We start from the raw sequence: 21,209 nt of genomic DNA, 5'->3' as shown, positions 1-21,209 counted from the left end.
TTGTAGGGCAGAGCGTTAGTCGCTCAGTGCCGGATTCCAGGCGCCTGCAGGTGTCAACTCGGCCGGCCAGCGTCCGGACTTGACCAGTGTCGCCACCTCGTCGCGGATGGTGGTCCCCACTTTCACCATGACCTCGCGCGGCAGCTCAAGCTGAGACGTTGCGGCCACCCCGATGCGCTGAGTCAACACGGGTTCGCGCAGCGGTGCGAACCGCATTCGGCCGCTGTCGACATCCCGCCGGCACGCCGACAGCGGAAGGATCCCGAACACCACCCCCGCTTCGATGAGGCTCTTCATCGCCGCCACCGAATCCGTCGTAATGCGGTGACTGACCGTGACTTTGGCCCGTAGCGCCGCATTCTGCAGCAGCGTGCCGATCCCTGCCGACGAACGCGGAATCACCAGCGGCGTCGCGATGGCGTCGACGAACCTGACCGGCCGGTCGGGGTCGAGGTTCGACTCGGGACCGCCCACCAGAACCAGATCCTCGGCCAGCAGCTCGCGGTAGAACACCCGTTCGTCGGGCACCGGGTTGATCAACGCCGCGTCCACCACACCCTTGAGCATCGCCTCGACCAGCTGCTCGGTGCTGCCGGTGGCCACCGAGAACGTGGCGTTCGGGAACACGGCGGTCAGGCTGGCGAGCAGCGGTGCGGCCAGAACATCGACCGATGTCTCCAGCAGGCCGAGCAGCATGTTGCGGTTGAGCCGCGCGACCGGAGACCCGGCATACTGCACGGCGAGTTCCAGTTGGCGCAACGGGCCGGCCGTCGACGCCCGGAGTCGCTCGCCTGCCTCGGTCAGCTCCACGCCGCGACGCGTCCGCCGAAATAGTGCAATGCCGAGATCGTCTTCCAGCAACTGGAGTTGCCGGCTCAACGCGGGTTGGGCAATCCCCAGCACACCCGCTGCGCGGGTGATCGATCCCTCTTCTGCGATCCGCAGGAAGTACTTCAGTCGATGCGTGTCCATCGTGCTCAGAGGTATACCAGCCATCGAGAATCGGCATGACTGAACCCCGTAATCGGTATTACCCGCGCGACCGCTACGGCTCATATCGTCGGCAGGCGGAGGACGGCGAGAGGACAGTCAATGACGGTTCAGGATGACGCTGCGGCCATCGCCGCATTGAATCTCGACAGTCTGCCGCGCCACATCATCGACAAACGCGTCACCGAGCTGATGGACCTGTCGGGCAAGAAGGCCTTTGTGACCGGCGCGGGCGGGGACGGGCTTGGACAGGCCATCGCCAACCGGCTGGCCGGACTCGGTGCCGACGTGGCCCTGATCGGGCGCACCTTCGAGAAGGTCGAACGCCGAGCCGGGGAGATCGAGCAGCGCTGGGGTGTGAACGCCTTCCCGGTCAAGGCCGACATGTCCGATTGGGATCAGGTCCATGACGCGGTCCGCATCGCACACGGCGAACTGGGTGGCCTGGACATCATGGTCAACAACCCCGTCATGGTGGTCGGCGGCCCGTTCGAGAACATGACGAAACAGGACATCGACCACACCGTGCTCGGCAGCCTGACGATGATGATGTACGGCGCCCACGCCGCCTTGGAATTCTTGCTGCCGCAGGGCTCCGGCAAGATCATCAATATCGGTTCGGTGGGCGGGCGCATCCAGCAGCGCGGGCTGGTCGTCTACAACGCCTGCAAGGCCGGCGTCATCGGATTCACCCGCAACCTGGCCCACGAGGTCGCGCTGCGAGGGGTCAACGTCCTCGGCGTGGCCCCGGGCATCATGATCAAACCGGAGATGGTCGAGTACCTGACCAACCCGCAGACCCCGGCGCACTTCGCCGGCCGCGGAGCAATTCTGGAAGCGATCACCACCCAGGTCCAACTCGGCCGGGCCTCGCTCCCCGAAGAAGCGGCCAACATGGTGGCGTTTCTGGCCTCTGAGGCGGCCGACTACCTATGCGGGCAGACCATCGATGTCGCCGGCGGGCAGTGGATGGGCTGAGCGATGGTCAACGCCGCTGAGCTCAAGGACAAAGCCGTCCAACAGACGGGATTGACCGACTTCGGTGCCGACTCATTCGAAGAAGGCTTGGCCATCCTGCTGGCCTCGTTCGGCGACGAAGCGAGGCTGAACGCCAAGGGCGAGGCTTTCATCTACGGTCGTATCACCGGCTATCTGGCGCAGCGCCTGCAGGTGGAGGACTGGTACCGCCGCCATCCGGAGATCGACGACGAGTCCATCGCCGCCCCGCTGATCGGGTTGGGCTTGCCCCGCACCGGATCTACCGCCTTGTCCATGCTGCTGGCCCAAGACCCGGACGTCCGCTATCTGCGGCGCTGGGAGTCATCGCAACCGTGCCCGCCACCGTCGACCGTGGTCGGTGCTGATCCTCGCGTCCCGCCGGACAAGGGCGAAATGATCGGCACCCGCTACCACGTGCCCGCCGACACCCACGGACCGATGGAATGCCATGAACTGATGGCACTGGATTTCAAGTCGCACCTGTTCCAATCCTTCGCCCAGGTCCCGACTTATGCGTCGTGGCTGGTCGACAAGGCTGACCTGACCACGACGATGGCCTATCAGCGGCGGGTCATGAAGCTGCTTCAATGGGGTGAACCCACCCGGGCGTGGCGTCTCAAATGCCCGTCGCATGTGCTGTGGCTCGACGCCGTCGACGCGGCTTTTCCCGACGCCAAATACGTGATGACGCATCGTGACCCGACCGATGTCATCCTGTCGGTGGCCGACCTGTACGCCGACATCATCGGGACATTCACCGACGACATCGACCGGCCCTACATCGGCCGGCTCAACGTCGAGCATTGGTCGCTGGGCATGGATCGTGCTCTGGAATTCCGGGCGGGCGGCGCCGAAGACCGGTTTTACGACATCGACTTTCGGGCCATGCAAGAGGACCCTATCGGCGAGGTCACCGGCTTGTACAACTGGCTCGGTGCCCCGGTGACCGACGAATTCACCCAGCGCATGAACAGCTGGTGGGAGCATGCGGCCGCCGAGCGCGAACCCAGCTCACACGCCGACCCGATAGCGTTCGGCATCGATTTCGAGCAAGTCCGGCCCCGCTTCGCGCGCTATGTCGAACACGCCGACCGCTGGACGAACCACTAGGAGTTGTCATGCCGATCGACCTGACCGGTGGGATCGACCCGTCACGGGAGTACGTCTTCGCCGAGCGCCCGGACAACCCCGAGATGCGCGACTCGGTCAGTTTCTGGACCGTCGACGACCAGGGGCGAATCGGGCTGCCCCGCATCGGAATCGAGGCGGTAGCCGCGAACTGGGACAACCACGAACTGCAGATCAACATCGCCTTCCCCGACGGGCGGGTGTACCGGCTGCGTGACACCGGACCTTCGCTGTCCCCGACGGGCCCCGATGGCAAGCCCGCCGTGCTAGGTGCGGGCGGGTTGGCGTTCCGCTGCGTGGAACCGTTCGCCACCTGGACGATGACCTACGACGGCAAGGCGGTGCAAACCTCGTCGGCCGATCTGGCCGCCGGTCGAACCGGCGGACCGCTGGTCGAGGTGAGCTTCAATGTCGAGGCGACAATGGCGGTGCCGCCGTGGATTCAGGGCGCATTGCAGCGCGACGCTGCCGAGCAGATCAAGAGATCCGTGGAAGGCGGCCTGATGGGTGGCCCCCGCTACGAGCAGCTCTTCCGGGCCCGCGGGGCGGTGACCGTCGCCGGGCAGACACACGACTTCACCGGCAGCGGGCTGCGAATCCGGCGGCAGGGAGTTCGTAAGCTCGCCGAATTCTGGGGTCACTCTTGGCAATCGGCGCTGTTTCCCAGCGGCAAGGCGTTCGGCTACATCGCCTACCCGCCGCGGCCCGACGGGCAGCCGACCTTCAACGAAGGCTATCTGTTCACCGGCGATGGGCACCTGATCCCGGCCCGCGCCGTGCAGGCGCCGTGGCTGACCAAACTGCAGGATCTCGGCGAAGACGTGTCAGTGGTGCTCGAGACCGCCGACGGCACTGTGCGCATCGAGGGAGAGACCGTGTTCTCCACGCACGACATCCACCACAACGACAACACCTTCTCGGTGCGGGAGATGAAGAAGGAGAACCCGAACTTTCCTGCGCTGCAACAGGCGGGGGTGCGCTACCGCTGGGACGGCGAGGAAACGTACGGCATGCTCGAGCGCTCGAACCCGATCGAGAAGATCGAAATCTAATGCAAGGCCTGCGGGGCAAGACTTTCATCGTCGCCGGGGGAGCCACCGGAATCGGCGCTGGAACCGCCAAACGCCTTGCCGACGAGGGCGCCTCGGTGGCCGTCGGCGACATCAACGTCGCCGGGGCCAGAGTCACCGTCGAGCAGATCACCGAATCCGGTGGTGCCGCCGTTGCGGTGGAATTCGACCTCGCCGACGACGACTCGGTCCGCCACCTCGTCAACACCGCCATCGCCGAGTTCGGCGCGGTCCACGGCCTGGACAATGTCGGCGCCGACCTGTCCGAGGACAATCTGGGCCGGGACACCACGATCCTGGACACCCCGTTCGACGTGTGGGGGCGCACCCTCGACGTCAATCTGCTGGGCTACGTCCGAACCATCCGCGCGGTGCTGCCCCACCTGCTCGAGGAGGGCTGCGGAGCGATAGTGAACACTTCATCGGGCGGTTCGCTGGGCACCGATCCCATGCACGTCGCGTACAACGCCGCCAAGGCGGGGGTCAATCAGATCACCCGCCACGTCGCCAACAATTACGGGGCGAAGGGAATTCGGTGCAATGCGCTCATGCCCGGGCTGGTCATGGGGGAGACCCAGGAACGGCAGAACGACCAGCAGATGCAACAGATGTTCCTGATGGCGGCGAAGGTGACCCGGCTGGGGAGGCCCGCCGACTTGGCCGCGGTGGCAGCTTTCCTGCTGTCCGATGAGGCGGAGTGGATCAACGGACAGACCTGGTATATCGGCGGGGCATCCCACATGCGTCAATAGCCACCGGCGGGGCCGGTGACCGCAGTAGAGTGCTGCACGTGGTCAAAGTGTTTGCCGGCGCACGCGGTCGCTGGCTGGCGGTGGCGGCTTCGGTGGCCGTCGCTTCGGCCATGTTCTACGCCCAGAGCACCGAAACTCGGTGTTGTGCTGCGGCGCCCACTGTTTCGCAGGCAGCGCGGACGTCGTCGGTACCCGCGGCCGCTCGCGTCGGTCAACCCACGGAAGCCGAATTGCTGGCCGCCAGCGGACCGGTCTCGGCAGCGGACTTCCAGCTCGCCCTGCCTCGCGGGATCGCGCCGGAAGCGGGCTTGCAGGTTCACACCATCTGGGTGGCCCGTGCCATCAGCGTGATGTTTCTCGAGATCAAGACGATCGGCGGATACCGGCAAGACCCGTTGCCATGGCATCCGAACGGACTTGCGATCGACGTGATGATCCCGAACTATCACTCGCCGGAGGGGATCGAGCTGGGCAACCAGATCGCCGGGTTCGCCCTGGCGAACGCCGAGCGGTGGGGTGTGCTGCATGTGATCTGGCGGCAGGGTTTCTATCCGGGCATCGGTGCGCCGAGCTGGACCGCGGACTACGGCAACGAAACGGCCAACCACTTCGACCATGTGCACATCGCCACCGATGGCGGCGGATACCCGATCGGGCGCGAAACCTATTTCCTCGGGTCGATGCGTTCGGAGGCGGCGTAATCCCGATGAGCCACATGCCGCGGACCTTGGCTGCTCGTCTGGCAGTGCTGCTTGTCTTGGGTGCCGCCATGTTGACGAGCTGCGGGGGATCCCCCGAGCGGCCACCGGCCGCGCCGGTCACCGCGGGTGAGGCCGCCGGCTCCCCGGTGCCCCAGGACGCGCCGGGCCCGCCGCCGCTGGTCAAGCGCGATGTGGTCAAGACGGCATCGATGTCCATCTTGGTGGCCAACCCTACCGAGGCCGCCGACAAGGCGGCTGTGCTGGTCGCGAATGCCGACGGCCGGGTGGACGGCCGATCGGAAGACGCCGGATCAGGCACGGGCCGGGCCCGCTCGTCGGTGGTTCTGCGGGTTCCTGCCGCGAAGCTCGATCATGTGCTGGGCGAATTGAAGGCGTTGGGCACCGTTGAGCACGTCGAGATCACGTCCGACGACGTCACCGCGCAGCGCGTCGACCTCGACGCCCGGATCAAGGCGCTGCAGACCTCGGTGGACCGGCTGCTGGGCATCATGCGTGACGCCAAGGATCCCGACGCACTGATCAAGGCCGAGGGCGCGCTCTCGGAACGCCAGGCGGAATTGGACAGCCTGCGGGCGCAACGAGATGCCCTTGGTGACCGCATCGACTACAGCACCGTCAACGTCACCTTCGTCGCCGAGGCCATCGGCGGTCCGACGTCCAGCGAGTATCGGGGTTTCTTCGGCCAGATTGAACGCGGTTGGGACGCCCTGGTTTCCGTGGTCGGCAATCTGGTGCTGTTGTTCGGCTTGCTGCTTCCCTGGTTGGCTGTGCTCGCCATTGGCGGTGGCATCGTGTATGGAGTGGTACGGCTGACGACGGCGCGGCTGCCCAAGCCGACGCCTCCGCAGCCGATGCCTCCGCAGCCGATGCCTTCGCACCCGACGCCGGACCGTGCGGTCGAGGACGAAACCCCGTCCAGCTGAGATGACGACGCGATACGACCGGCCCCGACGTCGGCCCGGCGCGGCGGCCTATGCCCGGTGCCGGATTCGGGCATTCCTGAATCCGCCGGTGACGGTCGTCCCGGCGCCGGCCGGCCTGATCAAGGACCACGATGTGGCGGTGCCCATGCGCGACGGCGTCACGTTGCGGGCCAACGTCTACCGCCCACCGGGCGACGGTCCTTTTCCGGTGATCCTGTCCATCCATCCCTACGGCAAGGACAAGCTGCCCCGCCGCACCCGCCGGGGATGGCGGTTGAGCTTCCAATTCCGGATCATGAATCAGTCAGAGCCGTACCAGATTTCGAGCGAGACCGGCTGGGAGGCACCGGATCCCGTGGCGTGGGTCGCGCGCGGCTACGTCGTGATCAACGCCGATGCGCGCGGCGCCGGCACCTCCGACGGCGTGGGGTCGCTGCTGTCCGGCGACGAGGCCCGCGATGTCTACGACATGATCGAGTGGGCCGGAACGCAGCCCTGGTCGAATGGCCGGGTGGGGATGCTCGGGGTGTCCTATCTGGCGATCTCGCAGTACAAGGCGGCGGCACTACGGCCGCCCCACCTCGCGGCGATCTGCCCATGGGAAGGGTTCACCGACGCCTACCGCGACTTCATGACACCGGGTGGCATCCCCGAGCGCGGCTTCTCGGTGGTCTGGCAGGCCATGACCCGCCGCGCTGCCCGCCTGTCGGTGGATCTGGGGGCGCAACGGCGGTTGCACCCGCTGCGCGACGCGTGGTGGCGATCCATCACCCCCGACCTCTCGGGTATCGAGGTGCCGATCCTGGCCTGCGCGAGCTTCTCCGACCACAATCTGCACAGTCAGGGCTCGTGGCGACTCGTCGAGCGGGCGGGTTCGGCCGAACGCAGTGCCTACACCCACCGGGGCGGCAAATGGGCCGTCTTCTACAGCGACGAGGCGCAGCGTGCGCAGGCCGCGTTCTTCGACCGCCATTTGCGTGAACTCGCAGCACCGGCGCCGCCGCGCATTCGTCTGGAGGTGCGTGAACGCCGCGATACCGTGGCCGCCGTGCGCGACGAACGAGAATGGCCGCTGGCGCGCACCCACTGGACGACACTGCACCTGGGCGACGACGGCACACTCGGTGCGTCCCAGCCGCCGGTCGCGGGCACCGCGGCGTTCCGGCTGCGCCGGCAGGCCGTGGCGTTCTCTCACCGCTTCGACCGCGACACCGAGCTGACCGGCCCGATGGAGCTGCGGCTGCGCATCTCGCTGAGCGGCGCCGACGACGCAAATCTGTTCGTCGGCGTGGAGAAATGGAGCGGCAGACAGTACGTGCCGTTCGAGGGCTCCTACGGCTACGGTCGCGACCGGATCGCCGACGGTCGGCTGCGACTGGCACTTCGGCACTCGCTGGACGCGCTGCACCCGGTGCGGCCCGGTGAGATCGTGGACGCCGACATCGCACTCAGTGCCTCGTCGACGCTGTTTCGCACGGGCGACGAACTCCGGCTGATCATCGCCGGCCGCTATCTCGAACCGTTCAACCCCTTGTTCGGCCATCTGCCCGCGCGCTACCCGCCGAGTAGCCGAGGCCGCGCCCTTGTGCACTGGGGTCCGGACTCCTCGACGCTGACCGTCCCGGTAATTCCCGGATGAGAACAACGCCATGCCGACGTTAGGTGCACCAGACAACCACAACGATCACTGGAGGGTTCCCATGCGAATCGCAGTGGCCGGTGCGACCGGAAACATCGGTGCCCGCACTGCCACGGGGCTCGAATGCGACGGGCACGACGTCGTGCGCATCAGCCGTTCGCTGGGCGTCGACCTGATCACCGGCGACGGTCTGGAAGCGGCCCTTGACGGGGTTGACGCGGTGGTCGACGCCATCAGCGCCCCACCCGTGGGCCCCGACGAGACGCGTGAGTATTTCGCAACAACGACGACAAACCTTCTGCAGGCCGAGCAACGCGCCGGCGTGCGTCATCACGTCCTGCTGTCGATCGTCGGTATTCACCGAACCGACGGCGGCACCCCCCACTACGAGGGCAAACGGGAACAGGGGCGGCTGGTCGAGGCTGGCCCGGTGCCATGGACGATCGTCCCGGCTACGTAGTTCCACGACTTCGTGGCGATGGCGGCCAGCTGGACCGAACACGACGGTGTCGCGGTCATCGCTCCGCTGCTGGTGCAACCGATCGCGCCGGACGACATCGCGCACGTGCTGGCTGAGGTCGCGGCGGGTGCGCCCGCGCGTCGCTATGTCGATGTCGCTGGACCCGAAACCCAGGACCTGGTCGACATGGCCCGACGCACCCATGAGGTTCTCGGCCACTCGGTGAAGCTGGTGCCGACGTGGGCAGGTCCGCTGGGGGTGGAGTTGGCGGGCAATATCCTGCTGCCTGGCGACGGTGCCCGTCTCGCCCCGACGACGTTCGAACAATGGCTGGCAGCCGGTGCCCGGTGAAGTGCAGCGCACCGTCCGACCACCAAAAGAGGCTCATCCCGAAGTGGGGTGAGCCTCCTTTGAAGTTTGCTGAAAGTCAGGCGGTGCGGCGAATACCGCGTTTGAGCAACAATTCGCGCTCCGATTCGCTCAATCCACCCCAGATGCCGTAAGGCTCTCCGACGGCCAAAGCATGCGAACGGCACTGAGCGATCACCGGGCAACTCCGGCACATTTCCTTGGCGCGCATCTCGCGCTGGGCGCGGGCGCGGCCACGCTCTCCGTCGGGGTGGAAGAACATCGATGAATCGACGCCTCGGCAAAGGCCTTGCATCTGCCAATCCCAGATGTCGGCGTTCGGGCCGGGTAGCTGCTGCGGCTGTGGCATTGGAAAACCCCTATCTCCGCACATCTTTCACGTGCGTGAGTTGTGGAACCGATCCGAGCACTGTCGCCTATGACTACTCGTGCCCCCAAAATTAGGGTGGCTTGCAAACCTCGTCAATAGCCGAGCCATGTGCGCAATCACATAATCGCAGCTCGAGAATTTACATCACGTTCATCATTGCGACCCATCGTCGCCGGCTGAAGTGCTATCCGGCCGGTCTCGATCGTGATGATTCCGTGATTTGCGCAGGACGGCATCACCGCCGTCAACACGCGATTTCCTAGCGCTCAATAGGTAGTAAACATGGCTGTAACACTGCGACCACGAACTGTTAACTGACGCGAGTGTCGAGATCGATTGATAGCGTCCCGGTCAGATGAACTCCACCACACTGGCCGCCGCCGCCTTCGGCGACAACCCGGGCTGCTGGCCACTGCCCACGGCGAACACGCCCACGCAATTGTGGCTGCGAGCCGTCTCCGCCGCCGGCCAAGGCCACTACAGTAGCGCCCGCGCCGACCTCGCGGCACTGCGCCGTCACCAACCCGCCGACTCGCTGACCTCACTGTCCTACAGCACAGCGGCATCGCTGTTGCGCCAGCTCGGTGGTCATCGTGTCGCCGCGGGCTGGGATGGACGAGCACTCGCGCTTGCGCAGGCCGCCGTCGACGACCCGATGGGGCTGCAGGCCGGTGTCGACGCCGCCGTCGGGCTGGCCGCCGACGCTCTCGGGGTGGGGCGGCTTGCCGCCTCGGCCCGACTGCTCGAGCGGGCCGGGGAAATGATGTGCCGCGCCGAGGCGCCACCACCGCGACTGACCATCCGGATGGCGTGGGTCAGTGCCGAGCTGGCGATGGCCGCGGGCCGCGGCGAGGACGCGGTGACTCACGCGCGGCACGGGGTCGAGGTCGCCGAATCCGCGTTGCCGGCTTTGCGGCGGCATCGGGTCAAAAGCGATGTGGTGCTTGCCGCGGCGCTGTGCTGCGCCGGATCGGTGGACAGCGCCCGCGACATCGCCGACGCCGCGTTGGGCGACACGCAGACCTACGGTCTGGTTCCGCTGCGCTGGGCGCTGGCGTGTCTGCTGGCGGATATCAATAGCGCAACGCTTACGCCACAGGATGTCTCGGCGATCCGGGATGAATGTGCTGGCGTTATCACACGGCGCGGCGGGCGATGGAGTCACCGCTAGCGCCCGATCGGCATGTTGGGCCGATATTGTCTAGCTGAATGGCTGCCGGGTAGCACCCCGTTCGTAACGTTGGAGATATCGCCGTCGATGACAATTCCAGGAGATCGTCTCGACGCCGCCGTTGCTGAAGCCGTGGCAGGCAGCCGGGATGCCCTCCGGGAAGTGGTGGAGACCATCCGCCCCATTGTCGTCCGTTACGTGCGGGCTCGGCTGGGGTCCACGGAGCGGGTTGGCCTCTCTGCCGACGACGTCGCACAGGAGGTTTGCTTGGCCGCCATCCAGGCGCTGCCGCGCTACCAGGATCAGGGTCGCCCCTTCCTGGCCTTCGTGTACGGCATCGCAGCTCACAAGGTCGCCGACGCGCATCGCGCCGCCGGCCGCAACCGTTCCGACCCCACCGATGTGGTGCCGGAGCGGTACTCGCTGGACGCGGGTCCCGAGCAGATGGCGCTGCAATCCGATTCCGCTGCCCGGATGAGCAAGTTGCTCGAGGTTCTGCCCGAGAAGCAGCGCGAGATCCTGATGCTGCGGATCGTCGTCGGGTTGTCGGCCGAGGAGACCGCAGAGGCGGTCGGCAGCACGCCCGGGGCGGTGCGAGTCGCGCAGCACCGGGCGTTGGCCAAGCTCAAGTCCGAGATCACCGCGGCAGGAGGTCACGGCTATGCCTGACTTCCGGCGCAACTCGGGCGGCGACGATCCGTCGCTGGACGCCGTCATCAACAGTGACCGCTTCATCGACGCCCTGGCTGCGGGCCATCGGGCGGCCCCGCAGGACCAGGCCGACGCCGTGCTGGCCGCGATGCTCGGAGACTGGCGTGATGAGATGCGCTGGCCGCCGGCGACCGGGCTGATCACCGAGCGTGACGCCGTCAACGCATTGCGGGCAGGCCTGGCCGAGAAGCAGCGCAGTGGGCGCAGCCGACGCGGTCTGAGCATCGTCGGCGCCGCGGCGGCCGGTGTGCTGGTGTTCGGCGGCTTCGGTGCGGTCGTATACGGCGCCGGACCCGGAGATGCTCTCTATGGGCTGCACACGATGCTCTTCGGCGAGCCCAAGCAGGTCCGTGAAGACCGGGTCACCCTGGCCTCCGCAGAGGAGCAGCTCAAACAGGTTCAGCAGCTGGTCGCTCAGGGCGACTGGCAGCAGGCGCAGGACAAGCTGGTCGAGGTCAGCTCGCAGGTGAACAGCGTCGGTGACACACCGCAAAAGCAGGCGGTGCTCGACCAGTGGAACCAGCTGTCGGCAAAGGTCGTCCAGAAGGATCCTGAGGCCACCGTGCCCCCCGGTATCACCTACACGGTGCCGCCGTCGGCCACCGAGATCGTCCCGGCCGTGATCACCCCGGCCGATGGGCCCGAGGTGGTGCCGACCAGCATTCCGGGCCTGCCGCCGATCACGATCTCCACCACACCGGATGGCACCGGCACGTTCGGCCCGACCACCTCGGATACCCCGACGGATACCCCGACCTCACCGGTGGAGCAGACCGAGCCGACGACCACCGAGTCGGCGGAGCCGACGACCACCACGTCCGCCGCGCCGACGACCACCACGTCCGCCGCGCCGACGACCACTACGTCCGCGGTCGCTCCGACCACCACGACCACGACGGTCGCTCCGACCACCACGACCACGACGGTCGCTCCGACCACCACCACGACCATGGCCAGCGGGGACGGGCCCACGTCCGCGAGTTCATCAGCGGCCGCGCAGTCGCCCGCGGTCGCGACGACGTCGGGGCCGTCGGCTGCCGAGTCACCGGCTGCGGCGGCGACCACGTCGGCACCGGTGCAGTCAGCGCCGGTGCAACAGTCCTCGGCTCCCACGGCCGCCTCGATACCGAGCGCGACCCAGCCCCAGACGATCGCGTCGGTACCGTCGACGGCAGTTCAGGCGCCCAAGACGCAACCCAAGACTGTGATCACCACCACCATGGTCATGCCGATGCCGCAGTTGCCGAAGCTGCCGAGTTTCGGCGGCGGAAGTGGCAGCAGTGGAAGCGGCGGCGGGGGCTGAGCGACTACACGCTCAGCGAAAGCCGTCGTAGTCCGAGGTCGCCTCGTTCAGCGAGGCGTCGGCGTATCCGCGGCAGTAGTCCCACGTAACGTAGGCGTCCGGTTCTGGGTCGTAGGCGGGCTCATGGGGACGGACGGTGCCGTCGACCAACAGCTGAAGAAGGTTGGCGCGCAACATATCCCAGTCGTGATAGTGGTCCTGCTGGCATTCGTCGCAGCAGACCACCAGGCCGCGGACGCCCCGGTGTGCCAGCAACGCCTCATAGACCGCTAGGTCGGCCAGATCAGCCTCGACCGCGGCGCGCTCCTGGGGATCCAGCGGCTGACCTGGCTCCAGCGCGTCCAGCACGGCCGACGGGTCGGAAGGGTCGTCGGCAAACGGATCGGGTGGCAGGCCTGGTGGGAGGTGGTCGCGCACGGCTCCACACTACGCAGCGCAGCGGGTATCGCGCCAGGGAACGCGATCGCGAGCCGATAGGATGGGGTTCACATTCCGCCAGTTCCGCCAGCTGATGGGGGCCCCACCGATGACCATTGCCGAAGGCAGCGCCGGCCGCATCGACGGCCTGACCGCGCATCTGAATGCCCTGCTGGGGGATTCGGTTCCGACCGGCGGTGACGATCCCAACAAGATCGCGATGCTGGGCCTGACCTTCGACGACGTTCTGCTGCTGCCCGCAGCTTCCGACGTCGTGCCCGCCGCGGCCGACACCTCCAGCCAACTGACCAAGAAGATCCGCCTCAAGGTCCCGCTGGTCAGCTCGGCGATGGACACCGTGACCGAAGCCCGGATGGCCATCGCGATGGCCCGCCAGGGCGGCATGGGTGTGTTGCACCGCAACCTGTCGATCGCCGAGCAGGCCGGACAGGTGGAAATGGTCAAGCGGTCCGAGGCCGGCATGGTCACCGACCCGGTCACCTGCTCGCCGGACAACACACTGGCCGAGGTCGACGCGATGTGTGCCCGGTTCCGCATCTCGGGTCTGCCGGTGGTGGATGCACTGGGCTCGCTCGTTGGCATCATCACCAACCGGGACATGCGCTTCGAGGTCGACATGAGCAAGCCGGTCTCGGAGGTGATGACCAAGTCTCCGCTGATCACCGCGCAGGAGGGTGTCACCGCCGACGCCGCGCTGGGCCTGTTGCGGCGCAACAAGATCGAGAAGCTGCCGATCGTCGACGGGCGCGGCCGGTTGACCGGTCTGATCACCGTCAAGGACTTCGTCAAGACCGAGCAGCATCCGCTGGCTACCAAGGACAGCGACGGACGGCTCCTGGTCGGGGCGGCGGTGGGCGTCGGCGACGACGCGTGGGATCGCGCCATGGCGCTGGCCGACGCCGGTGTCGATGTACTCGTGGTCGACACGGCTCACGCCCACAACCGCCTGGTGCTGGAGATGGTCGGCAAGGTCAAGGCCGACGTGGGTGACCGCGTCGAGGTCATCGGCGGCAACGTCGCAACCCGCAGTGCCGCCGCCGCACTGGTAGACGCCGGGGCCGACGCGGTCAAGGTGGGGGTGGGTCCTGGCTCGATCTGCACGACGCGGGTGGTGGCCGGTGTCGGCGCCCCGCAGATCACCGCGATTCTGGAGGCCACCGCGGTGTGCGCGCCGGCCGGTGTGCCGGTGATCGCTGACGGTGGGCTGCAGTATTCGGGTGACATCGCCAAGGCACTGGCGGCCGGCGCGTCGACCGCGATGCTCGGCTCGCTGCTGGCCGGCACCGCCGAGGCGCCCGGTGAATTGATCTTCGTCAATGGCAAGCAGTTCAAGAGCTACCGCGGGATGGGTTCGCTGGGCGCCATGCAGGGCCGCGGCGCAGCCAAGTCTTACTCCAAGGACCGTTACTTTCAGGACGATGTGTTGTCCGAGGACAAGCTGGTGCCCGAGGGCATCGAGGGGCGGGTGCCCTTCCGCGGCCCGCTGGCCACCGTGATCCACCAACTGACCGGCGGTCTGCGCGCCGCCATGGGCTACACCGGCGCCTCCACCGTCGAGGCGTTGCAGCACGCCCAGTTCGTGCGGATCACGGCGGCGGGGCTCAAGGAGAGTCACCCGCACGACATCGCCATGACGGTCGAAGCCCCCAACTACTACGCCCGCTAGGGGTGCCGATGAGCGCTTGCGCGAAGAGGAGACAGCACCGTCGTGCGTGACATGGTTGAAATCGGCATGGGCAGAACTGCCCGCCGCACTTACGAACTCGACGAGATCAACATCGTTCCGTCCCGCCGGACCCGGTCGTCCCAGGACGTCTCCACCGCCTGGCAGCTGGACGCCTACCGGTTCGAGATCCCGGTCGTCGCTCATCCGACCGACGCCCTGGTGTCACCGGAGTTCGCCATCGAAATGGGCCGCCTCGGCGGGCTCGGAGTGCTCAACGGCGAAGGTCTGATCGGCCGGCACGCCGATGTCGAGGCCAAGATCGCGCAGGTGATCGAGGCCGCCGAGAAGGAGCCCGAACCCGCGGCGGCGATCCGGCTGTTACAACAGCTGCACGCCGCACCCCTGGACCCCGAACTGCTGGCCGCGGCGGTGGCCCGCATCCGCGACGCCGGGGTCACCACGGCGGTTCGGGTGAGCCCGCAGAACGCGCAGGCGCTGACCCCCGCACTGATCTCGGCGGGGATCGACCTGCTGGTCATCCAGGGCACGATCATCTCCGCCGAGCGGGTGGCGTCCGACGGCGAACCGCTGAACCTGAAGACGTTCATCTCCGAGTTGGACGTGCCGGTGGTGGCCGGTGGGGTGTTGGATCACCGGACCGCGTTGCACCTGATGCGCACCGGAGCGGCCGGGGTCATCGTCGGCTACGGCTCCACGTTGGGGGTGACCACCAGCGACGAGGTGCTCGGCATCAGCGTGCCGATGGCGACGGCGATCGCCGATGCCGCGGCCGCCCGCCGGGAATACCTGGACGAGACCGGTGGGCGTTACGTGCATGTGCTGGCCGACGGCGACATCCACACCTCCGGAGACCTGGCCAAGGCCATCGCCTGCGGCGCCGACGCGGTAGTGCTGGGCACCCCGCTTGCCGAGTCCGCCGAGGCCCTCGGCGACGGCTGGTTCTGGCCGGTGGCCGCAGCACACCCCTCCCTGCCGCGGGGCGCGCTGCTCCAGATCGCGGCCGGTGAGCGCCCGTCGCTGGATCGCGTGCTCAACGGACCTTCCGATGACCCGTTCGGCTCGCTGAATCTGGTCGGCGGCCTTCGCCGTTCGATGGCCAAAGCCGGTTATTGCGACCTCAAGGAGTTCCAGAAGGTTGGCCTGACCGTCGGTCGGTGACGGGACTCTGAGCCCCGACGTTGGACGGGAACGCCCACCGGTGGAATCGCGCCAACGGCGCGGGCGCCCACCAGTTCAGCCTCCCGAGGACATGCATGAATGCGGGCACCAGCAGCATCCGGACCACGGTCGCGTCGGCAAGGACAGCGATCGTCAGTCCGACTGCGAACATGCGCATGAATGACACGCCGGCAAATATCAGCGCGGCAAAAGAGATCGTCATCAGCAGCGCGGCAGCGGTGACCACCCGCCCGGTGCGCTCGATACCGAGCGCGATGCTCTCGTCGTTGTCCCGGCTGGTTCGGGGAGAAGCGAGCCAATACTCCCGAATTCGGGAGAGCAGGAACACCTCGTAGTCCATCGACAATCCGAACGCGATGCAGAACATGAGCACGGGGATGTTGACTGCCAGGGTGCCTGTCGGTGTCGTGCCGGCGGCCCACAGATGCCCTTCCTGGAATATCCACACGAGTGCGCCGAACGCCGCCGTGAGCGACAGAATGTTGAGCAACACCGCTTTGATCGGCAACACGACGCTGCCGGTGAGCAGGAAGAGCAATATCAGCGTCACGACGGCGATGAAACCGAGCACCAGCGGCAGGCGCGAGGTGATGCCCTGCACGCTGTCGCGGTTCGTCTGCGCCGCCCCGGTCAACAATGCGGGCTCCGTTCCCGGGGGGGTCACCGCATGCAAACGGTCGAGTTGGGTTTCGGACGCCGGTGTGTACAGCGGCGCGGCGCTTTCAACGGTGAGAAATGCGCTATCGGCGGACATACCGGCTGGGGCCGACGGGGGCCCTGAGCGCTGACCGTCGACGAACGTGCCCGTCGGCGCCGACACGGCGGTCACGTCGGGCACCTGGGACAGCTGGTTCGCGTAGGTCTCGAGGTCGCTCTCCGTCAATCCCGCGGTATCGGGTAGCACGATCTTGACGGCGGTAGTGGAATTCATCGCGAAATCGGTGCGGATTTGGTCGTTGACGGCCCGCACCGATGAGGAGGGGGGTAACACCCTGTCGTCGGGGTTCCCCCAGTTGACCCGAAGAAAGGGCCAGCCGAGCATCAGTAATGCCACGGTCAGTAGCACGCCAACTGGAACTGCATGACGCATAACTAGTTTCGCCATCCGATACCATGCCGTGCGCTCGGCTGCCGGCGTGGGCGATTCGGCACGGCCCAGGAGGGATCGCAATAGCCGCCGAACGTTCAGCGCGTCGAGTCGGTCGCCGGCGAGCACGATCGCGGCCGGGGTCACCGCTACCGCGGCGAACGCGGCGAACCCCACCACCGCCACCCCGGCGTACGCGAAGGACTTGAGAAAATACATCGGGAACAGTGCCATCCCGACCAGCGCAAGTGCCACCGTCACCGCCGAGAACAGAACGGTCCGGCCAGCGGTGGTCATCGTGCGTACCAGTGCTTGCCCGCGCGAGCCGCCGTCGACCAGTTCATCGCGGTACCGGCTGACGATCAGCAGGGTGTAGTCGACGGCCAATGCGAATCCCAATGCCACCGCGACGTTGAGCGCGAAGATCGATACGTCGGTGACCAGCGATATCGCCCTCAGGGCCGCAAGCGAGCCCAGGATGGCGAATCCGCCGACGGCCACCGGCAGGGCGGCAGCCAGAAGTCCGCCGAAGACCCACACCAATGCGGCGAAGCTCAACGGGATCGCAATGGCTTCCATGCGGATCAGGTCTGATTTCGTCTGACGGCTTATTTCCGCGTAGACGAGTGCAGACCCACCTGCCTGTACCTCGACATCGCCGGTGCTCCGTGGCAGCCGATCGGCCAGGGTTCGGGCTCGCTGTGGAGCGGTGTTCTCGTCCCCTTTGATCGCGGCGACGATCATTGCCGACTTACCGTCTCCGGTCAGAGTCCCCGGCACGGGGTGGCTGTCCCACGGGGACATGACGCGCGACACGAATGGCGAAGCCGTGAGCTCACCCGTGATCGCGGTACCCACCGCGCGCGCGTCGCCTGTCGCGGCTCCGCGCTGCGAATGCACAATGACGACCAGTTCCATGTCGCCCTGGTCGAAAGTATCGGCGAGCATCGCCGAGGCCCGGGCCGAATCGGAACCGGGATCGAGAAAACCGCCGGCAGACAGCCGTGAGGCGGCCGGGATTGCGAAGACTGCGGTGCCGATCAGCAGGAGTAGCGCCGCTGCGACAATTCGCCGCGGAGCGGCGACTGAGAGCCTGGCTACGGCCGCCAGCATCTATCGTCCTCGCGGCCCGGAATTCAGCCCTGGGGCCGGCGGCCGGGAGTGCTCAACTGAGTCCCATCGCAACAACATCGACAATCCCGGGTCCTTCTAGTGCCAATCCGCCTGTCGGCCAATCTGTTACCCAAGGTATATTCACTTGCTTAACTATTCAATGCCTGAATGAAAAGGTGTTGCAGGGGTACGCTGGCACCCAGCAAGGGCTGTTGCGCGCGATGAGAAGGTGGTCAGTGACATGGCGTTGCTCGAACACCGCAAACGGCGGCATATCGAGGTGTGCCTGAATGGCGACGTCGATCACCAGGGCGTGACTACGGGTCTGGAACGTTACCGGCTCCCCTACAACGCGCTCACCCAGACCCGCTTGGACGATATCGATCTGACTACCGAGTTTCTCGGCGCCCGATTGCGTGCGCCGGTGCTGGTGGGCGCCATGACAGGCGGAGCCGAACTCTCGGCGGCCATCAATCGGAATCTGGCCACCGCTGCGCAGCGACTCGGCGTCGGGATGATGCTCGGCTCACAACGAGTGATGTTCAGCAATGCACTGGGTGAGAGAGCTGCAGCGAGCTTCGCCGTGCGTGATGTCGCGCCCGACGTGCTGTTGGTCGGCAACATCGGGCTCGCGCAGCTGACCAGAGAGGCGGTGCCAGAGATCGTTTCCGCGCTTGCCAGGGTCGGTGCGGACGTCCTTGCGGTGCACACGAATCCACTGCAGGAAGCGATGCAGAGAAACGGCGACACCGACTGTGCCGGCTCGCTCGAGCGACTGCATGAGGTGGTTCCGCTCCTCGGCTATCCGGTCCTGCTCAAAGAAGTGGGTCACGGGATCGGCGCGAGCGCGGTGTCCGAATTGCTGCGGCCGACGGGCGAGCCGCCGGTTGCGGCGATCGACGTGGCGGGGGCGGGTGGTACGTCCTGGTCGCGGGTCGAGCAATTGGTCCGCTACGGCGAACTGCGCCATCCGGATCTGGCCGACTGGGGGATTCCCACCGCCCAAGCACTCGTGGAGGTGCGTGCGGCGCTGCCGCGAATTCCGCTGGTGGCCTCCGGCGGAATTCGGACCGGCTCCGATGCGGCCAAAGCCCTCGCGATGGGTGCCGACGTGGTGGCGGTTGCCCGTCCGCTCCTGCCTGCCGCAATCGATTCCGCTGCAGCTGTGGTGGAGTGGCTGCAGCGTTTCATCGATGAGCTTCGCATTTGTCTGCATGGTTGTGGCGCAACAAATCTGGCCGCGTTGCGCGGCCTTGGCCTGGTTCCCGTCGAATAGTCGCTGCGATGGGTGTGATCTTGGCCTACGGCTCGCCGGCTCTGGGACATGTTTACCCACTGGCGGCACTCTTGGTCGAACTGGCGCGGCGGGGTCATCAGGTTCATCTGCGCACAATGGCCGATCAGATCGACACGATGCGCGCGGCGGGTCTACACGCCGAGGCGGTGGATACCCGCATCGAGGCCATTGACGGGCAAGATTGGTTGGCGCGCAACGCCGTGGGAGTACTCAAAAGGTCGACGGATGTTCTGTGCCGCCGGGCGGTCATCGAGGTCGAGGACTATCGTGGCGCGGTCGAGCAAGTGCGCCCCGACGTGGTCATCGTTGATGCGAACTGCTGGGGTGCGATCTCAGCGGCTGAGGTGGGAGGTGTTCCCTGGGCGGTGTTTTCACCGTTCACGCCCTACCTGAGCTCGCGGTATGCGCCACCTTTCGGGCCGGGCCTGCGACCGCGTCCCGGCATTGTCGGCCGCATTCGTGACACGGCAATGCGCCCGATCGTCAGGTATCTCTTCGATCGCCCGATACTTCCGCGACTCAACGCGCTGAGAGCGGCCCTGGCTGCGCCCCCGGTCGACTCCGTGGACGCACTGATGCGCAGAGCCCCACTGCTGTTGGCGGTGGGCGGCGAGCCCTTCGAGTATCCGCACCCCGATTGGCGAGAGAAGGTGCACTTCATCGGCGCCTGCGTCTTCCGGCAGGATCCCAAGCCCGTCCCACAGTGGCTCGCCGCCGTCGACCGGCCGATCGTTCTGGTCGGCACTTCCTCGATCGCCCAGGGCGACGCAAAGCTTGGACATGTTGCGCTGCGGGCGCTGGCCGATCAGCCGGTCCACGTGGTCGCTTCCTTCCCGGCAGGGATACCCGCAGGCCTGCCGCGCACGCCAAATTCGACGGTATGCCGTTTTGTGCCACATGACGTGGTGCTGGAGCGTGCGGTCTGTGTGGTCACGCACGGCGGGATGGGAACGACGGTCAAGGCGCTCGACCGAGGCGTGCCGGTCTGCGTCGTACCGTTCGCCCGCGATCAAGCCGAAGTCGCGCGCAGGGTGCAAGTGGCCTGCTGCGGCACGCGTCTGCCTCCGAATAGGCTTACCCCGAGCCGACTGCGCGGCGCTGTGCTGCGCGCGACGACGATGGTCGATGGTGCGCGACGCGTGGCCAACGGCTTCGCGGCGACCGGGGGTGTGCAGCGGGGCGCGGATCTGATCGAACAGCGAGTGCTCTCACTCGGTGCGAGCGGCGGTTCGGGTTGCTCCCCGCGCTCGTCGCGCCGCCCCGGTGCTTCGCCCGACACCGGGTGATGCGTGGGCGCCGTCTTCAGGGAGTTCGTCCTCGAATACCGTCATCGCGGCGATCATTGCTGTGAAAACCCGGTGAGCGGCCATCAGATCGCTGTCGTCGAGATCGGCGAGCGCCGCGCTGAACCGGGAGCCGAGGGGTCTGAAGAAGTCATGGGCCAAGGCCATTCCGCGCTCCTCGTAGCGCAGTAGCCACTTGCGCCGGTCCGCGGGGTCGGGTTCACGTCGAATGTGGCCCGACTCGATCATCCGGTCGACGAGGTAGGTGATTGCCGGCGGTGAGAGGTTCATCCGCTGCCGAAGCTGTGCCGGGGTCAGGGGCGTCCCCGCGGTCTCGGCCACCATGATGTGCAGCAGCGCGTGAAAGTCGCTGTTGCTGACGTCATTCGCACGAGCGAAGTACCGGCCGACGCGGTCGGACCGGGCGGTCATTGCTCGGACGTCGGCGGACAACTGCCGTTCCAACTCTGCTCGGCCGGGTTGTGGTTCAACTGCGCGGCGCTTGCCGCTCACCTACC

Annotated in this window: 21 protein-coding genes; 16 read left to right on the top strand and 5 right to left on the bottom strand. The window is 66.7% G+C overall.

Annotated elements, in window-relative coordinates; genetic code table 11:
* Positions 1 to 15: 15 nt before the first annotated feature.
* Complete coding sequence (locus tag ORI27_RS19600; protein WP_265998631.1) at positions 16 to 972, bottom strand: LysR family transcriptional regulator; 957 nt, start codon at positions 970 to 972, stop codon at positions 16 to 18.
* Between the two features lie 120 nt (positions 973 to 1,092).
* Between ORI27_RS19600 and ORI27_RS19595 the strand changes: the two genes are divergently transcribed.
* The 9 genes from ORI27_RS19595 to ORI27_RS19555 all read left to right on the top strand — a co-directional run bounded on the left by ORI27_RS19595 (position 1,093) and on the right by ORI27_RS19555 (position 9,034).
* Positions 1,093 to 1,968, top strand: coding sequence for an SDR family NAD(P)-dependent oxidoreductase (locus tag ORI27_RS19595; protein ID WP_265998632.1), 876 nt, complete (start codon positions 1,093 to 1,095; stop codon positions 1,966 to 1,968).
* Between the two features lie 3 nt (positions 1,969 to 1,971).
* The gene (locus ORI27_RS19590; RefSeq protein ID WP_265998633.1) at positions 1,972 to 3,099 is read left to right on the top strand and encodes a sulfotransferase family protein; all 1,128 of its coding nucleotides are present in this window, start codon (positions 1,972 to 1,974) and stop codon (positions 3,097 to 3,099) included.
* An 8-nt stretch (positions 3,100 to 3,107) separates the two neighbouring features.
* Entirely contained in the window at positions 3,108 to 4,169 is a 1,062-nt protein-coding gene (locus ORI27_RS19585; RefSeq protein ID WP_265998634.1) for a hypothetical protein, read from the top strand.
* Positions 4,169 to 4,939, top strand: coding sequence for an SDR family NAD(P)-dependent oxidoreductase (locus ORI27_RS19580; RefSeq protein WP_265998635.1), 771 nt, complete (start codon positions 4,169 to 4,171; stop codon positions 4,937 to 4,939). The genes ORI27_RS19585 and ORI27_RS19580 overlap by 1 nt, the downstream gene beginning before the upstream one ends.
* 110 nt (positions 4,940 to 5,049) lie before the next feature.
* Positions 5,050 to 5,640, top strand: a complete 591-nt coding sequence (locus ORI27_RS19575; RefSeq protein ID WP_323055633.1) for a glycoside hydrolase — start codon at positions 5,050 to 5,052, stop codon at positions 5,638 to 5,640.
* Between the two features lie 5 nt (positions 5,641 to 5,645).
* Positions 5,646 to 6,584, top strand: coding sequence for a DUF4349 domain-containing protein (locus ORI27_RS19570; RefSeq protein ID WP_407666368.1), 939 nt, complete (start codon positions 5,646 to 5,648; stop codon positions 6,582 to 6,584).
* 1 nt (position 6,585) lies between these two features.
* Positions 6,586 to 8,223 carry a CocE/NonD family hydrolase gene (locus ORI27_RS19565; RefSeq protein ID WP_265998637.1) on the top strand — a complete coding sequence of 546 codons (1,638 nt, stop codon included), beginning with the start codon at positions 6,586 to 6,588 and terminating at the stop codon, positions 8,221 to 8,223.
* A 61-nt stretch (positions 8,224 to 8,284) separates the two neighbouring features.
* Positions 8,285 to 8,683, top strand: coding sequence for an SDR family oxidoreductase (locus tag ORI27_RS19560; RefSeq protein WP_265998638.1), 399 nt, complete (start codon positions 8,285 to 8,287; stop codon positions 8,681 to 8,683).
* An 18-nt stretch (positions 8,684 to 8,701) separates the two neighbouring features.
* On the top strand, positions 8,702 to 9,034 hold the full coding sequence (locus ORI27_RS19555; RefSeq protein ID WP_265998639.1) for a hypothetical protein: 333 nt from the start codon (positions 8,702 to 8,704) through the stop codon (positions 9,032 to 9,034).
* 76 nt (positions 9,035 to 9,110) lie between these two features.
* Here ORI27_RS19555 and ORI27_RS19550 read toward each other — a convergent pair whose 3' ends face one another.
* Positions 9,111 to 9,401, bottom strand: a complete 291-nt coding sequence (locus ORI27_RS19550; protein ID WP_005140150.1) for a WhiB family transcriptional regulator — start codon at positions 9,399 to 9,401, stop codon at positions 9,111 to 9,113.
* 376 nt (positions 9,402 to 9,777) lie between these two features.
* Between ORI27_RS19550 and ORI27_RS19545 the strand changes: the two genes are divergently transcribed.
* The 3 genes from ORI27_RS19545 to ORI27_RS19535 all read left to right on the top strand — a co-directional run bounded on the left by ORI27_RS19545 (position 9,778) and on the right by ORI27_RS19535 (position 12,607).
* A complete protein-coding gene (locus tag ORI27_RS19545; RefSeq protein ID WP_265998640.1) occupies positions 9,778 to 10,593 on the top strand; it encodes a hypothetical protein in 816 nt (271 codons plus the stop codon).
* A gap of 87 nt (positions 10,594 to 10,680) precedes the next feature.
* The gene (locus ORI27_RS19540; protein WP_265998641.1) at positions 10,681 to 11,262 is read left to right on the top strand and encodes a sigma-70 family RNA polymerase sigma factor; all 582 of its coding nucleotides are present in this window, start codon (positions 10,681 to 10,683) and stop codon (positions 11,260 to 11,262) included.
* Positions 11,255 to 12,607, top strand: coding sequence for an anti-sigma-D factor RsdA (locus ORI27_RS19535; protein WP_265998642.1), 1,353 nt, complete (start codon positions 11,255 to 11,257; stop codon positions 12,605 to 12,607). The genes ORI27_RS19540 and ORI27_RS19535 overlap by 8 nt, the downstream gene beginning before the upstream one ends.
* Positions 12,608 to 12,619: 12 nt before the next feature.
* On the opposite strand, the gene ORI27_RS19530 is transcribed toward ORI27_RS19535, so the two are convergent.
* Complete coding sequence (locus ORI27_RS19530) at positions 12,620 to 13,024, bottom strand: DUF5319 domain-containing protein (RefSeq protein ID WP_265998643.1); 405 nt, start codon at positions 13,022 to 13,024, stop codon at positions 12,620 to 12,622.
* Positions 13,025 to 13,133: 109 nt separating this feature from the next.
* On the opposite strand from ORI27_RS19530, the gene guaB reads away from it, so the two are divergent.
* Entirely contained in the window at positions 13,134 to 14,711 is a 1,578-nt protein-coding gene (gene guaB, locus ORI27_RS19525) for an IMP dehydrogenase (protein ID WP_323055632.1), read from the top strand.
* A gap of 51 nt (positions 14,712 to 14,762) precedes the next feature.
* Complete coding sequence (locus ORI27_RS19520; protein WP_265998704.1) at positions 14,763 to 15,890, top strand: GuaB3 family IMP dehydrogenase-related protein; 1,128 nt, start codon at positions 14,763 to 14,765, stop codon at positions 15,888 to 15,890.
* Here ORI27_RS19520 and ORI27_RS19515 read toward each other — a convergent pair.
* A complete protein-coding gene (locus ORI27_RS19515; protein ID WP_265998644.1) occupies positions 15,850 to 18,111 on the bottom strand; it encodes an MMPL family transporter in 2,262 nt (753 codons plus the stop codon). The two genes, ORI27_RS19520 and ORI27_RS19515, sit on opposite strands and share 41 nt — an antisense overlap.
* Positions 18,112 to 18,352: 241 nt before the next feature.
* On the opposite strand from ORI27_RS19515, the gene fni reads away from it, so the two are divergent.
* Positions 18,353 to 19,387 carry a type 2 isopentenyl-diphosphate Delta-isomerase gene (fni, locus tag ORI27_RS19510; protein WP_265998645.1) on the top strand — a complete coding sequence of 345 codons (1,035 nt, stop codon included), beginning with the start codon at positions 18,353 to 18,355 and terminating at the stop codon, positions 19,385 to 19,387.
* A gap of 8 nt (positions 19,388 to 19,395) precedes the next feature.
* On the top strand, positions 19,396 to 20,694 hold the full coding sequence (locus tag ORI27_RS19505) for a glycosyltransferase (RefSeq protein ID WP_265998646.1): 1,299 nt from the start codon (positions 19,396 to 19,398) through the stop codon (positions 20,692 to 20,694).
* Here the strand turns inward: ORI27_RS19505 and ORI27_RS19500 are convergent.
* The gene (locus ORI27_RS19500; RefSeq protein ID WP_407666369.1) at positions 20,617 to 21,204 is read right to left on the bottom strand and encodes a MarR family winged helix-turn-helix transcriptional regulator; all 588 of its coding nucleotides are present in this window, start codon (positions 21,202 to 21,204) and stop codon (positions 20,617 to 20,619) included. The two genes, ORI27_RS19505 and ORI27_RS19500, sit on opposite strands and share 78 nt — an antisense overlap.
* Positions 21,205 to 21,209 lie beyond the last annotated feature (5 nt).

The organism is Mycobacterium pinniadriaticum (genome assembly GCF_026242045.1).
GTDB classification, from domain to species: Bacteria; Actinomycetota; Actinomycetes; order Mycobacteriales; family Mycobacteriaceae; genus Mycobacterium; species Mycobacterium pinniadriaticum.
The sequence above is the reverse complement of the archived record's forward strand: the minus strand, read 5'-3'. Positions and strand labels throughout refer to the sequence as shown.

Coding starts and splice junctions, on each gene's coding strand:
- ORI27_RS19565 (WP_265998637.1), top strand. CDS start 6,586: ATGACGACGCGATACGACCGGCCCCGACGTCGGCCCGGCGCGGCGGCC.
- ORI27_RS19555 (WP_265998639.1), top strand. CDS start 8,702: ATGGCGGCCAGCTGGACCGAACACGACGGTGTCGCGGTCATCGCTCCG.
- ORI27_RS19545 (WP_265998640.1), top strand. CDS start 9,778: ATGAACTCCACCACACTGGCCGCCGCCGCCTTCGGCGACAACCCGGGC.
- ORI27_RS19590 (WP_265998633.1), top strand. CDS start 1,972: ATGGTCAACGCCGCTGAGCTCAAGGACAAAGCCGTCCAACAGACGGGA.
- ORI27_RS19580 (WP_265998635.1), top strand. CDS start 4,169: ATGCAAGGCCTGCGGGGCAAGACTTTCATCGTCGCCGGGGGAGCCACC.
- ORI27_RS19515 (WP_265998644.1), bottom strand. CDS start 18,111: ATGCTGGCGGCCGTAGCCAGGCTCTCAGTCGCCGCTCCGCGGCGAATT.
- ORI27_RS19600 (WP_265998631.1), bottom strand. CDS start 972: ATGGACACGCATCGACTGAAGTACTTCCTGCGGATCGCAGAAGAGGGA.
- ORI27_RS19520 (WP_265998704.1), top strand. CDS start 14,763: ATGGTTGAAATCGGCATGGGCAGAACTGCCCGCCGCACTTACGAACTC.
- ORI27_RS19535 (WP_265998642.1), top strand. CDS start 11,255: ATGCCTGACTTCCGGCGCAACTCGGGCGGCGACGATCCGTCGCTGGAC.
- ORI27_RS19550 (WP_005140150.1), bottom strand. CDS start 9,401: ATGCCACAGCCGCAGCAGCTACCCGGCCCGAACGCCGACATCTGGGAT.
- guaB (WP_323055632.1), top strand. CDS start 13,134: ATGACCATTGCCGAAGGCAGCGCCGGCCGCATCGACGGCCTGACCGCG.
- ORI27_RS19585 (WP_265998634.1), top strand. CDS start 3,108: ATGCCGATCGACCTGACCGGTGGGATCGACCCGTCACGGGAGTACGTC.
- ORI27_RS19540 (WP_265998641.1), top strand. CDS start 10,681: ATGACAATTCCAGGAGATCGTCTCGACGCCGCCGTTGCTGAAGCCGTG.
- ORI27_RS19575 (WP_323055633.1), top strand. CDS start 5,050: ATGTTCTACGCCCAGAGCACCGAAACTCGGTGTTGTGCTGCGGCGCCC.
- ORI27_RS19560 (WP_265998638.1), top strand. CDS start 8,285: ATGCGAATCGCAGTGGCCGGTGCGACCGGAAACATCGGTGCCCGCACT.
- fni (WP_265998645.1), top strand. CDS start 18,353: ATGGCGTTGCTCGAACACCGCAAACGGCGGCATATCGAGGTGTGCCTG.
- ORI27_RS19505 (WP_265998646.1), top strand. CDS start 19,396: ATGGGTGTGATCTTGGCCTACGGCTCGCCGGCTCTGGGACATGTTTAC.
- ORI27_RS19595 (WP_265998632.1), top strand. CDS start 1,093: ATGACGGTTCAGGATGACGCTGCGGCCATCGCCGCATTGAATCTCGAC.
- ORI27_RS19570 (WP_407666368.1), top strand. CDS start 5,646: ATGAGCCACATGCCGCGGACCTTGGCTGCTCGTCTGGCAGTGCTGCTT.